Annotated in this window: 10 protein-coding genes and 1 pseudogene; 6 read left to right on the forward strand and 5 right to left on the reverse strand. The window is 70.0% G+C overall.

Features of this window, described 5'->3' with window-relative positions; all coding sequences use genetic code 11:
• Positions 1–25: 25 nt before the first annotated feature.
• Complete coding sequence (locus tag FKR81_RS10985; RefSeq protein ID WP_146350895.1) at positions 26–526, reverse strand: DUF4249 domain-containing protein; 501 nt, start codon at positions 524–526, stop codon at positions 26–28.
• Positions 527–635: 109 nt separating this feature from the next.
• Between FKR81_RS10985 and FKR81_RS10990 the strand changes: the two genes are divergently transcribed.
• Both FKR81_RS10990 and FKR81_RS10995 read left to right on the forward strand, forming a co-directional pair.
• Complete coding sequence (locus tag FKR81_RS10990; RefSeq protein WP_186762903.1) at positions 636–1,361, forward strand: response regulator transcription factor; 726 nt, start codon at positions 636–638, stop codon at positions 1,359–1,361.
• Entirely contained in the window at positions 1,339–2,715 is a 1,377-nt protein-coding gene (locus FKR81_RS10995) for a sensor histidine kinase (protein ID WP_146350897.1), read from the forward strand. The genes FKR81_RS10990 and FKR81_RS10995 overlap by 23 nt, the downstream gene beginning before the upstream one ends.
• Here FKR81_RS10995 and FKR81_RS11000 read toward each other — a convergent pair.
• Positions 2,705–4,108 carry an alpha/beta hydrolase gene (locus tag FKR81_RS11000; RefSeq protein ID WP_186762904.1) on the reverse strand — a complete coding sequence of 468 codons (1,404 nt, stop codon included), beginning with the start codon at positions 4,106–4,108 and terminating at the stop codon, positions 2,705–2,707. The two genes, FKR81_RS10995 and FKR81_RS11000, sit on opposite strands and share 11 nt — an antisense overlap.
• A gap of 293 nt (positions 4,109–4,401) precedes the next feature.
• Here FKR81_RS11000 and FKR81_RS11005 point away from each other — a divergent pair, with 293 nt between their 5' ends.
• The 4 genes and pseudogenes from FKR81_RS11005 to FKR81_RS11020 all read left to right on the forward strand — a co-directional run bounded on the left by FKR81_RS11005 (position 4,402) and on the right by FKR81_RS11020 (position 9,682).
• Positions 4,402–6,135 carry a glycosyltransferase family 39 protein gene (locus FKR81_RS11005; RefSeq protein WP_146350899.1) on the forward strand — a complete coding sequence of 578 codons (1,734 nt, stop codon included), beginning with the start codon at positions 4,402–4,404 and terminating at the stop codon, positions 6,133–6,135.
• Positions 6,135–6,878: pseudogene (locus tag FKR81_RS11010) on the forward strand (dolichyl-phosphate beta-glucosyltransferase); the annotation flags it as partial. The gene FKR81_RS11005 and the pseudogene FKR81_RS11010, both read left to right, overlap by 1 nt.
• Positions 6,879–6,886: 8 nt before the next feature.
• Positions 6,887–8,674, forward strand: a complete 1,788-nt coding sequence (locus FKR81_RS11015) for an ArnT family glycosyltransferase (protein ID WP_407936514.1) — start codon at positions 6,887–6,889, stop codon at positions 8,672–8,674.
• A 30-nt stretch (positions 8,675–8,704) separates the two neighbouring features.
• The gene (locus FKR81_RS11020) at positions 8,705–9,682 is read left to right on the forward strand and encodes a PQQ-dependent sugar dehydrogenase (RefSeq protein ID WP_235921455.1); all 978 of its coding nucleotides are present in this window, start codon (positions 8,705–8,707) and stop codon (positions 9,680–9,682) included.
• A gap of 730 nt (positions 9,683–10,412) precedes the next feature.
• On the opposite strand, the gene FKR81_RS11025 is transcribed toward FKR81_RS11020, so the two are convergent.
• Genes FKR81_RS11025 through FKR81_RS11035 form a run of 3 tightly spaced genes read right to left on the reverse strand, consistent with a single transcriptional unit; the run spans position 10,413 to position 12,815 of the window.
• Positions 10,413–10,811, reverse strand: a complete 399-nt coding sequence (locus tag FKR81_RS11025) for a hypothetical protein (RefSeq protein WP_186762905.1) — start codon at positions 10,809–10,811, stop codon at positions 10,413–10,415.
• Complete coding sequence (locus tag FKR81_RS11030; RefSeq protein WP_235921456.1) at positions 10,780–11,574, reverse strand: SGNH/GDSL hydrolase family protein; 795 nt, start codon at positions 11,572–11,574, stop codon at positions 10,780–10,782. The genes FKR81_RS11025 and FKR81_RS11030 overlap by 32 nt, the downstream gene beginning before the upstream one ends.
• Positions 11,575–11,627: 53 nt before the next feature.
• Positions 11,628–12,815, reverse strand: coding sequence for a hypothetical protein (locus FKR81_RS11035; protein ID WP_146350904.1), 1,188 nt, complete (start codon positions 12,813–12,815; stop codon positions 11,628–11,630).
• Positions 12,816–12,874: the final 59 nt, after the last annotated feature.

Raw genomic sequence — 12,874 nt, forward strand, 5'->3', positions numbered from 1 at the left:
GAGGCACTCTGACAATTCCTGTGCGCTACTTCGTGGGCGGGGTACCTCCGTTGGTGGGGCGCTGGCCCTGGCCCTGGGTGCGGGGCTCGGTGACGGCTTCGGCGGTCGTCTTGCCGTCCGCCTCGGTCGCGACGACGGTGACGGTGTCGCCCTTCTCGACGCCCTCGATCACGGTGTCGGAGTCGATGACGTAGGCCTTGGTGTAGCCGTCGGTGGACTTGACCTCCACCGACGAGTCGCTGATCGAGGTCACCTCACCGGTCTGGAACTCTCCGTGCGGGAAGTCGGCGAGCGGGCCGCCGCGCATCATCCCGCCGTCGCCGCCGGGAGGGCCGCCCATCTGGCCACCGGGGCCTCCGCCGGTCGCGGCCTGCGTGCCGGACGCCGCGTAGATCGCGACACCTCCGGCTGCGGTGATGCCGACGGCGATGGCCACGGCCGCGATGGTCTTCTTCGCGTTCCACTGGTTCTTCGGCTGGGGCTGCTCGGCTCCCCACTCGGGAGTGGCCTGCTGTTCGTCGCTCATGACCGTCAAGCTCCACCCGCCACCTGTGCCCAACCTGTGTGGTCGATGGGCGTGGACTGTGGGATCCGCTCACAGGTGGTACACAGGGTCCGCGTTCACGATGGGAGCCATGCGCGCGATGAAAGCGGAACTCCGCAGGCCGGACGGCCAGCCGGTCAGGGTGCTCGTCGTCGACGACGAGTCGACTCTCGCCGAGCTCATGTCCATGGCGCTGCGCATGGAGACCTGGGACGTGCGCACCGCGCTCGACGGGTACACCGCGGTCCGCACCGCGCGCGAGTTCCACCCGGACGCCGTCGTGCTGGACATCATGCTGCCCGACATCGACGGGCTCGAGGTGCTCAAGCGCATCCGCGCCGAGACGCCGAACGTGCCGGTGCTGTTCCTCACCGCGAAGGACGCCGTCGAGGACCGCATCGCCGGCCTCACCGCGGGCGGCGACGACTACGTCACCAAGCCGTTCAGCCTCGAGGAGGTCGTGCTGCGGCTGCGCGCGCTCATGCGCCGCACCGGCGTCACCGAGGCGAACGCGGGCGCCCGCCTCGTCGTCGGCGACCTCAGCCTCAACGAGGACACCCGCGAGGTGTACCGGGCTGGCGACTCGATCGACCTCACGGCCACCGAGTTCGAGCTGCTGCGCTACCTCATGCGCAACCCCAAGCGCGTGCTGAGCAAGGCGCAGATACTCGACCGGGTCTGGAGCTACGACTTCGGCGGGCAGGCGAACATCGTCGAGCTGTACATCTCGTACCTGCGCAAGAAGATCGACGTCGGCCGCACGCCGATGATCCACACGATGCGGGGCGCGGGCTATGTCCTCAAGCCGGCGGCCTAGAACGCTCAGAGCCAAGCTCGTCACGGGCCAGGCGCTGCTGCTCGCGTTGCTGCTCACCGCCATCGGACTCATCGCCGTGGTGGCGCTGCGCGAGTACCTGATGAGAGACCTCGACCGCCAGGTCAGCACCTACCTGGGGCCGCCGTCGATGAAACGGCTCGGCCCCGGCCTCGTCCGGATCGACAGCAACCCCGACGGCTCGGTCGACGCGGTGTACGCGACACCGCCACCCGACCGCGACATCCAGCGGCTGTCGGCCGACCAGATCGACGCGCTGAAAGCGGTGCTGACCGACACGTCCGGACACGCGCGAACGATCACGGTTCCCGGCCTCGGCGACTACCGCGTGGCCGCCGACCCGCACTCGATCGTCGGACTGCCCGTGAAGCGGGTCACCGACGTCCTGTGGCAGATGAGCCTGTTGATGGTCGCTCTCGCCATCGCCGGTGTCTGCGCCGCGATCCTCGTCGGCAGGCAGATCGTCCGCCGCATGCTCAGACCGCTCGACGACATGGCCGCGACCGCGACCCGCGTCGCCGAAATCCCTTTGCACGAGGGAGAAGTAGCGCTCGCCGAACGCGTCCAGGACACCGACCCGGACACCGAGGTCGGCAAGGTCGGCCTCGCGCTCAACCACATGCTCGGCCACGTCGACGACGCGCTGAAAGCCAGGCACGCCAGCGAAACGCGGGTCCGGCAGTTCGTCGCGGACGCGAGCCACGAGCTGCGCACCCCGCTGGCCGCCATCCGCGGCTACGCCGAGCTGACCCGGCGCACCGACGAGGAGCTGCCCGACACCGTCCGGCACGCCATGGGCCGCGTCGAGTCCGAGGCGAAGCGGATGACCTCGCTCGTCGAGGACCTGTTGCTGCTGGCCAGGATCGATGCGGGCCGCCCGCTGGAGAGCCGTCCGGTCGACCTGTCGCGGCTGGTGATCGACGTGGTCGGCGACGCCAGGATCGCGGGCCGCGACCACAACTGGAAGCTCGAGCTGCCGGAAGAACCCGTCACGGTCCGAGGCGACGTCCAGCGGCTGCACCAGGTGCTCGGCAACCTGCTGAGCAACGCGCGGACCCACACCCCGCCCGGCACGACGGTCGTCACCGGCGTGAACGTCCACAACGGACACGTCGAGCTGACCGTGACCGACGACGGGCCCGGCATTCCCGACAGCCTCGAGGTGTTCGAGCGGTTCGCACGGGGCGACAGCTCGCGCTCGAGGGCCGCCGGAAGCACCGGGCTCGGCCTGTCCATCGTGTCCGCGGTGGTGTCCGCGCACGGCGGATCCGTCGCGGTGGACAGCGAACCGGGACGCACCCGGTTCACCGTCCGCCTCGGCCGGACTAGCGCCTAGGCGCGATCGGCAGCCCCTCCGGCACCTCCGCCACCGCGGGCAGGAACGGGTTCGGGTTGGCCGGGCACACCGTGCCGACCGGCGGCAGCGCACCGTTCAGCAGGTATTTGTTGACGTAGTCCGACGCGCACGCGCTGCGGTTGTAGGCGGTGTGGCCCCAGCCCGCGTACGTGAGGAGCCTGCTGCCCTGGATCTGCCGCGTCACGGCCTGCGCGCCGCGGTAGTCCGTGACACCGTCGAAGTAGTTGCCCACCACCAGCACTGGGGCGTTCGTCCTGGTGTGCCAGGGGCCGGTGAAGCGGTCGGCGTTGACGGGCCAGTCGGAGCACGCCGCGTTGCCCCACCACCACGACGGGCCGAAGCGCGAGCCCGCCTCCGCGTACCTGCCGATCGCCTGGTACTCGGCCAGCCGGTCGGGGAACTGGGTGTCGGCGCACACGTTGCCGTTGTAGGCGTCGAAGAAGTTGTCGTAGTCCGCCTCGCGGGCGAGGCGCTGAGCCGTGGCGGCCGACGTCCGGTCGCCCTCGACGACGTCCGCGACCGAGTCGAGGAACGCGGCCAGCCCGTTCGCGCCCGCCCACGCCCGCTCCGGCGCGTACATGGCACCGACGGCACTGCCGATCAGGGCGTCGTAGGTGACGACCTCGCCACCACCGAGGTCGACCGGCTTCTGGCGCACCGACTTCGCGAGCGCTTCCCAGCGCTTCGGCGAACCCTGCGGCGTGTGGAAGGCGCACGCCGAACCGGCCGCGTCGCACAGCCGCAGGAACTCGTCGAACTCCTCCTGCGTCGCGATCCGGTCGGACTGGATCTGCCGGCCGCTCGACCACAGCTCCGGGTTCAGCACGCCGTCGATGACGAGCGCGCGGATGTTGTTCGGGAACAGGTTCGCGTACGTGGCGCCGAGGTAGGAGCCGTACGAGAAGCCGAGGTACGACAGCTTCTTGTCGCCGACCGCGCGGCGCAGCAGGTCCATGTCGCGCGCCACGTCGGCGGTGCTCATGTGCGCCGAGATCGCGCGTTCGTCGTCACGGCATTCCGGGCCGAGCGACCGGTACCGGTCGAAGTACGGCCGTTCCTGGGCCGCTTTGTACGGGAACGCCGGAACGCCCTCGAAGAACTGGTTGAGATCGTCCTCGGAGTCGAAGCAGTGAATGGGATCGGACGCGCCGATGCCCCTCGGGTCGAATCCGACGATGTCGAACCGGCCACCGAGCTGCGTGGACAGCCGGTTGCCCGAGCCGAGCGCGAACTGGACGCCCGAGCCACCGGGACCACCGGGGTTCAGGAACAGCGAACCGATCCGATTCGCCTTGTCCGTGGCGGGTTTGCGGGCCAGCGCGACGTTCGTGGTCGCACCGCGCGGCTTGTCGTAGTCCAGTGGAACGGCCACGGTCGCGCACTCGAAACCGGGGAACTGCGTTCCACACGATTTCCAGTCGATGACAGGAACAGCCGCTGAGGCCTCGGCGGCGGATACCGGAACGGCCATGGTCGGCACGAGAGCCATGGCAACAACGAGTCTGAGCAGTTTCGCTCGCATCGACGAACTCCCCATTGGTCGGCGTCCGTCATTAGTACTCCGGTGCCCGGCGCGGGTCGAGCGCCGAAAGTACTGTCCGCCGCACAGCTCACGCACAGCTCGGACACACCTGCCACCAAGGCCGGCCCAAGAGGCTCGTCGCCATGAGACGAGAACGCGTCGCACTGCTGGCGCTGCTGGCCGGGACGGCCGCGCTGTACCTGTGGCGACTCGGTGACTCCGGCTGGGCCAACGCCTACTACTCCGCCGCCGCGCAGGCGGGCGCGACCAGCTGGAAGGCCTGGTTCTTCGGGTCGAGCGACGCCGCGAACGCCATCACGGTCGACAAGACGCCCGCCTCGGTGTGGGTGATGGGGCTGTCCGCGCGGATCTTCGGCGTCAACGCGTGGAGCATCCTCGTCCCGCAGGCGCTGATGGGCGTGGCGAGCGTGTGGCTGCTCTACGCGACCGTGCGCCGCTGGTTCTCCCCCGCCGCCGCGCTGATCAGCGGCGCGGTGCTCGCGCTCACCCCGGTCGCGGTGCTGATGTTCCGGTTCAACAACCCGGACGCGCTGCTGGTGCTGCTGCTCGTCGCGGGCGCGTACTGCGTGACCCGCGCGATCGAGAACGCGAGCCCGTGGTGGCTCGCGCTCGCCGGTGCCGCGGTCGGGTTCGGCTTCCTGACCAAGATGCTGCAGGCGTTCCTGGTGCTGCCGGCGTTCGCGCTCGCGTACCTGATCGCCGCGCCCGCGTCGATCCCCAAACGGCTGCTCCACCTCGCGGGTGCGTTCGGCGCGATGGTCGTCGCGGGCGGCTGGTGGATCGTCGCGGTCGAGCTCACCCCGGACCGCCCGTACATCGGTGGCTCGCAGACCAACAGCGTGCTCGAGCTCGCCTTGGGCTACAACGGTTTGGGCAGGCTCACCGGGGACGAGGTCGGCAGCGTCGGCGGTGGCCGCGGCTGGGGAACGCCCGGCTGGAGCCGGTTGCTGAGCGCCGAGATGAGCAGTCAGATCGCGTGGCTGCTGCCGACCGCGGTCGTGCTGCTGATCGCCGGGCTCGTCATGGCGAAGGGACGCACCCGCACGGCGCTCGCGCTGTGGGGCGGCTGGCTCGTCGTCACCGGCGGCGTGTTCAGCTTCATGAACGGGATCATCCACTCCTACTACACCGTCGCGCTGGCGCCGGCGATCGCCGCGATCATCGGCATCACGGCGACGAAGCTGTGGGAACGCCGCGCGGAACCCGTTGCGGCGGCGGTTCTTTCGGGTGCGACGGCGTTGAGCGCGGTGCAGTGCTACCTGCTGCTCGCCACCTACGCGCCGACGATCGCGATCATCGCGATGGCGCTGGGCCTGCTGGCCGCGGTCGGGCTGGTGCTGTCGCTGCGGATCGCCGTCCCGGTCGCGCTGGGCGCCGCGCTGCTCGGTCCCGCCACCTACTCCGTCGCCACCGCCGCCACACCGCACGAGGGCGCGATCCCGTTCGCCGGACCGGCCAGCGGCCGCGGCATGCGCGGCGGCTTGGGCGGCGGTGGCGGCATGGGCGGCCTGCTCGGTGCGACGACGCCGAGCGACGAGGTCGTCGCACTGCTGCGCAGCGGCTCGTACCGCTGGGCGGCGGCGACCGTCGGTTCCAACAACGCGGCCGGGCTGCAGCTCGCCTCCGGGCTCCCCGTCATGGCGGTCGGCGGCTTCAACGGCACCGACCCCGCTCCCACGCTGGAGGAGTTCCAGGAACTCGTCCGAAGTGGACAGATCCACTACTTCGTCGGCGCGTCCATGGGCATGGGCGGGAACAGCGGCAGCGACGCGTCCCGCCAGATCGCCGACTGGGTCGCCGACACCTTCACCGCGACGACCGTCGACGGTGTCACCATCTACGAAATGAGTGCGTGATGGCCCCGACGCTCGACGTGGTGATCCCGGTCTACAACGAGCAGCGCGACCTCGAGAACAGCGTGCGCAGACTGCGCGCCGAACTGCCGATGACGTTCCCGCACCCGTTCCGCATCACCATCGCCGACAACGCGAGCACCGACGAGACGACCGGCATCGCCGATCGGCTGGCCGCCGAGCTGCCGGACGTGCGCTGCGTCCGGTTGGAGCGCAAGGGACGCGGTGGCGCGCTGAGCACCGTGTGGGGCGCGTCGGACGCGCACGTGCTGGCGTACATGGACGTCGACCTCTCCACCGACCTGCGCGCCGTGCAGCCGCTCGTCGCGCCGCTGCTGTCCGGGCACTCGGACCTGTCGATCGGCAGCAGGCTCGCCGTCGGCGCGCGCGTCACCCGCGGCATGAAGCGGGAGGTGATCTCCCGCTGCTACAACGTGCTGGTGCGCGGCTCGCTGAACGTCCGGTTCACCGACGCGCAGTGCGGCTTCAAGGCGATCCGCGCCGACGTGGCGCGCGGCCTGCTGCCGCACGTGCGGGACACCAACTGGTTCTTCGACACCGAGCTGCTCGTGCTCGCCGAACGCGCGGGCCTGCGGATACACGAGGTGCCGGTCGACTGGGTCGACGACCCGAACAGCAGCGTCGACATCGTCGCGACTGCCATGGAAGACCTGCGCGGCATCGCGCGGCTGAGGAAGACGCTGCGGCGCGGTCCGGTCGTGGAACTGCGCGGACAACTGGGAAGGATCGCGGCATGATGCTGGCGGAACGGGTCACGGCTCCCACCGAGGTGGTGACCAGACGGGGTAGCGACAACTTCCACCGCATCGCTTTGGCGGTTCTGCTGGTGGGCACGGCCGTGCTGTACCTGTGGAACCTCACGGCTTCCGGGTACGGCAACGAGTTCTACGCAGCGGCGACGCAGGCCGGTTCGCAGAGCTGGAAGGCGCTGCTGTTCGGGTCGCTCGACCCCGGCAACACGATCACCGTGGACAAGCCGCCCGCGTTCCTGTGGGTCAGCGGGTTGTTCGCGCGTGTCTTCGGGTTCTCCAGCTGGTCGGTGCTGGCGCCGCAGGCGATCGAGGGCGTGCTGGCCGTGTGGTTGTTGTACGCCACCGTGAAGCGCACGTCCGGTCCGTGGACCGGGTTGTTCGCCGGTGCCGCGCTCGCGCTGACTCCCGTTGCCACGCTGATGTTCCGGTTCAACCTGCCGGACGCGCTGCTGGTGCTGCTGATGGTCGCGGCCGCGTACTGCACGGTGCGCTCTCTTGAGAAGGCGAGCCCGTGGTGGCTGATGCTCGCGGGTGCGGCGATCGGGTTCGGCTTCCTGACCAAGATGATGCAGGCATTCCTGGTGCTGCCCGGTCTGGCGCTGGTCTACCTGTTCGCGGCGCCGACGGGGCTGATGAAGCGGTTCCTGCACCTGCTGGGTGCTGGGCTGGCGGTCGTCGTGTCGGCGGGCTGGTTCATCGCGCTGGTCGACCTGTGGCCGTCGGACAGCCGCCCGTACATCGGCGGGTCGACCGACAACAGCCTGTGGGAGCTGGCGATCGGCTACAACGGCCTCGGCCGGATCTTCGGCGGCGGCCGGGGTGGCGGCGGTGGTGGAGGCGGGAACGTCGGTTTCGGCGGCGAAACCGGCATCACGCGGTTGTTCGGCGCGAGCATGGGCGGGGAGATCTCGTGGCTGCTGCCCGCCGCGTTGATCGGCCTGGCACTGGGCCTGTGGTTCACCCGCAGGGCTCCGCGGACCGACCGCACGCGTGCGGCGCTGGTGCTGTGGGGCGGCTGGCTGCTGGTGAGCGGCGTCGTGTTCAGCTACATGGGCGGCATCATGCACCCGTACTACACGGTGGCTCTGGCACCCGCGATCGCGGCGCTCGTCGCGATCAGCGGCCGCGAGCTGTGGCGCGGCCGCGCGCACTTCCCCGCTCGCGTGGGACTGGCGCTGATGGTCGCGGTGACCGGCGTGTGGGGGTACATCCTGCTCGACCGCGTGCCGACCTGGTTGCCCGCGGTGCGCTGGATCCTGCTGGGATTGACGGCGCTCGCGGTGTTCGCGCTGCTGTTCGGCGTGAAGCGCGGCGCGCTGCTGGGTGTGGTGATGGCGGCGGTGCTCACCGGCACCGGCGGCTACGCGTTCGCCACGGCCGCGCAGGCGCACAGCGGTTCCATCCCGATGTCCGGACCGGTTCAGTCCGGCCAGCGCGGCGGACCCGGAGGTTTCGGCGGTCAGACGTCGTCCGAGCTGGCCGCGTTGCTCGCGCAGACCGACACCGAGTGGGCGGCCGCGACGACCGGTGCGCAGAGCGCGGCGAGCCTGCAGCTGTCGTCCGGACGGCCGGTGATCGCGATCGGCGGCTGGAACGGCAGCGACCCGGCGCCGACATTGGAACAGTTTCAGCGTTACGTTTCAGATGGGAAAGTGAGGTACTTCGTATCGGGTCGCGACAACGGCGACATAGCCGAATGGGTGGCTGCTAACTTCGAGGCGCAAACCATTGGCGGACAGACCGTCTACGACCTTGACTCGGGTTCCTGACCACCTGTTCGCTCGTGCCCCATGCGTCAGATGACAGCACTGCTCGCCGCGGTCGCGGTGGCGTTGAGCGCAACTCCCGCCACCGCGTCCGCGGCTTCCCCCGAACGCGAGATCGCGACGGGACTGACCCACCCGTGGGCCATCGGCTTCCTGCCCGACGGCTCCGCGCTGTTCACCGAACGGGACAGCGCGCGGATCATGTCCGTGCGCGGCGGCGTGGTCCGCGAGGTCCAGAAGATCACCGAGGCGAAGCCGAACGGCGTGCAGAGCGGACTGCTCGGCATCGCGGTGTCACCGAAGTACGCGGTGGACCGCACCGTCTTCATCTACTACTCCACCGAGACCGACAACCGCATCGCCCGCCTGAAGCTGGGCCAACCCCCGCAGCCGATCGTCACCGGAATCCCACTGGGCCAGCGCCGCGTCGGCGGCCGCCTGGCGTTCGGTCCCGACGGCCACCTGTACGCCACCACCGGCGACGCCATGCGCCCCGAACTCGCACAGGACCCGAACTCGTTGGGCGGCAAGGTGTTGCGGATGGACCGCAACGGCAAACCGGTGCGCGGCAAGTCACTCGTCTACTCACTCGGCCACCGCGACCCGCAGGGCATCACGTGGGACTCGGGCAAGCGCCTGTACGTGTCGGAGTCCGGCGAGAGCACGTGGGACGAGCTGAACCTCGTCGAGCAGGGCCGCAACCACGGGTGGCCGATCTGCGAGGGCAAGTGCGGCAAGCCGGGGTTCGTCGACCCGATCGTCCAGTGGCACACCGAGGAGGCCACTCCCAGCGACCTCGGGTACGCGCGTGGCCACCTCTACATGGCTGCCAACCTGGGCAAGCGGCTGTGGAAGATCCCTGTGCGGGACGGCAAGCCCGGGACTCCGGAGGCTCTGTTCGTCGGCACCTACGGCAAGTTGCGCGCGGTCGAGCCTGCGCGTGACGGGAGCATCTGGATCTCGTCTACCAACGGTGCGGGTACGGACAAGATCGTCAGCTTCACGCCGTAGTGGTTGTGGTCGTTGTTTGCGGGTCGTTGTTTGTGGGTTGTTTGTGGCGTGACCTGGGCACTAACCAGAAGTTATCGCGTGAACGGCCCGTTGACTCGCCCGGTTGCTCGCCAGCCGGAACGATGACGTGGTGTGATTCGTTGCGCCAGGAGGAAGCGCGCGGGAGGCAGCAGCGAGAACGCGGGTAGTCGGACGAGTCGGGCCATGAGTCCTCGGCTGATGTCCGGCCCCGCCTCATCGCAGACCCGCCTCGCCGCTGCCTCACCACCGCTACCGCATGTGCCGTCAACGCCTCACCGCCGCTGCACCGCCATCGCGGCCGCTGTGCGCCGCTGCACGGCCACCGCTGCGCCGCCACCGTTGTGCGCCGCTGCGCCGCCATCGCGGCCGCTGTGCCACTTCGCCGCTGCCACTGCGGCCGGAGTGGCACTTGGCCACCGGCACTGCAGCAGCTGTGCCGCTGCGTCCGCTGCCACCACCGCGGCAGACCCGCTACCGGCCCGTGCGGAACAGCTCCCACGGGACCCGTGCGGCAGGGCAGCTCCCACGGACCCAAGCGGGGCGGCTCACGGACCCAAGCGGGGCGGCTCCTGCGGGCCCCAAGCAGAGCGGCTCCCGCAGGCCTCAAGCCGAGCAGCGCACGGCCCCAAGCAGAGCGGCACACGCGCCCAAGCAGAGCGGCTCCCGCAGGCTTCAAGCGGAGCGGCGCGCGGCCACCGCAGAACGACCCTCACGGACCGCCGATGAGCCCCGCCGGCCGCCGATCCCGCAAATAGGCAGCCGGCGCAGGCTCGATCATCAACATGTTCCGCACCCAGGAAGACCGTTCGAACTCCACGATCGGCAACTCCCACACGCACCCGATGAACGGCTCGGCCAGCGGCGTGAACGCTTCCGGCGAGGAAGTGGGCGCGGATGCCGTGGCGCACTGGAGGATCGTCTCGTGGCACCACATGTAGGCGTTGAGCCACACGGCATCCTCACCGAAGTGCAGGATCGAGAACGCGGCCGCCGAACTGCCGGACGTCGGCGTGAACGAGGCGAGCGTCTTCTCCAGAGCCGTGTCCGCGGCGGCGCGGATCACGGGTGAGAGCTCCTCACCGTCCAGTGTCAGCTCGTAGCGCTTCACCTGCCACTGCGCCGCCACCGCCACCGGTAACGGGCGAACGTGCCTCTCCCGGAATGTCATGGCTCCACAGTAGAGGCGCCAGGTCGCTTCCACGACGCCACAGCCACGGGATTCCCTTGACCAGCAACCACGCCACGTGGTGCGCGATCGTCAACTCCCTGCCACCACTGCACTCCAGGCTCACTTGACCGACGTCGTGGCCTGATTCCACCAGTTTCGCGGCGAAAGCGCGTGCGAGCATGCGGTGGCCGAGTTCGGACGGGTGCAGCCGGTCGACCGCCCAGGTCGGCAACTCGTAGGCGCCCGGAAGCAGGTGCAGGTCGACGCACTTGGCGCCGTGCCGCGCGACCACGACGTCGATGATCTCGTTGAGCGCGGTGATGCGTTCGCCGAGCACGCGCCGCAACCGGCCGGGCAGCTTGAACACCCTGCCCTGGTCGTGGAATCGCACGGTCACCACGGACGTGCCCGCCGCGGACAGCGACCCGACGATCTGGTCCAGGTCGGAGTGCAGCTGCCGGGTGTCGAAGTCCGACCGCAGGGTGTCGTTCACACCCGCGATCACGACCGCGGCGGACGGCTGCAGGCGCAACGCCGACGGCAGCTGCGTGCGCCGCACGTCCGCGATTCTGGCTCCGGACAGCGCGAAATTGCGGTAATCGCCGCCGAACGCGGACGAGAGCAGGGGGCCGAACCCGCGCCAGCCGCCGGATACCGGATCACCGATGCCGACCGCCGTCGAATCTCCCAGCAACACCAACACGCGCCCCAGCATGGGGTTTCCCGGTGATCCCGGAATGGCCGGACGGGAACGGTTCAGCGAAATGCTGGGTAAAGCGGGAGTTCGAGCACCTCGGCTCCGTACCGGTCCACCAGTGCGCCGACGACGGTGTCCGCGTGCTCGGCTACCTGCTTCTCGCCCAGTGTGATCGCGTCCTGGCGCATCCGCACCCAGCGACCCGCCAGCACGACCCGGCGCGGTGGCGCGTCGCTCACGCGGTGGTCGTCGATCTTCGGCAGGCCGCGGAACGTCGCGAGCCACACCCACAGCAGCTGGGCTTCCAGCAGGCGCGGTAACAGCACCGCGTCGTCGTCGATCTCCGGCCACACCGAGCCGACCTCGGCCCGCCACGCCGCGACCATGGCCTCGGACATGCCGGGCGGCAGGCCGTAACCGCACCAGCAGGACGGGAACGGCACGCGCAGGCACGCGGCGTCGAACACGATGTCGCGGACGCAGCCGCCCTCGAAGTCGACGAACCGCACGCCGCGGCTGGTGACCAGCTGGTTGTCCGGGCACGCCGACGACGTGCTGAACGCGCGGCGCCGCGACAGCGTGAACGCCCGCGCCGCCTCGGCCGCGAACTCCAGTGCCTGCGGTGACGTCCCGACGCCGAGCTCGGACGCCAGCAGGTCCGGCAGGCCCGCGATGGCGGCGTGCACGTCGACCGCGACCGGGTCCTGGCAGCACTGGCTGCCCGCACGCCGCATCAGCGCGTCGAAATCAGCGTCGCGGCCCGCGGTGGTGGCGTGCAGACGGCCCATGGCGTGCGCCCACGACAGGAGGCCGCGTTCGGCGGCGCGGGCGTCGCCGCCGTGCAGCTTCTCGGACAACCGCGGCGCGCGGCCGAGGTCCTCCAGCACGACCAGGCGCGACTTGGCGTCCTGCGCGAAGAGTTCGGGGGTGGCGCGTTCCTCGGACGGCAGCGCGGTCAGCAGCTGGTGGCTGACGGCCTCGTGGGCCCACGGGTCGCGGTCGTGCGACGCGGGCGGGTAGCGCTTCACCACCAGCGTTCTGGGCAGCGAGAACGGGGACGACGCGACCTTCACCCGGATGACCACGGAACGCCCGGCTCCGCCGAGCTCCTCGGGATCGGCGAGTCGAACCTGGGCTCCGAGCCGCCTGCTCAACACCTGTTCTGCCGCGACAACCGCTTCGATGACCTGAGGAGATGCGGTGCCGTCGACGTCAGGGGAGCCAGCGGTGATCTCCACGACGCTCATCCCCTCCGACCCTACTCCCCTGCGCCCGGTCCCTTTTGCGTTCGAGCCCCGCCGACGCT

Source organism: Lentzea tibetensis, from assembly GCF_007845675.1.
Taxonomy (GTDB): Bacteria; Actinomycetota; Actinomycetes; order Mycobacteriales; family Pseudonocardiaceae; genus Lentzea; species Lentzea tibetensis.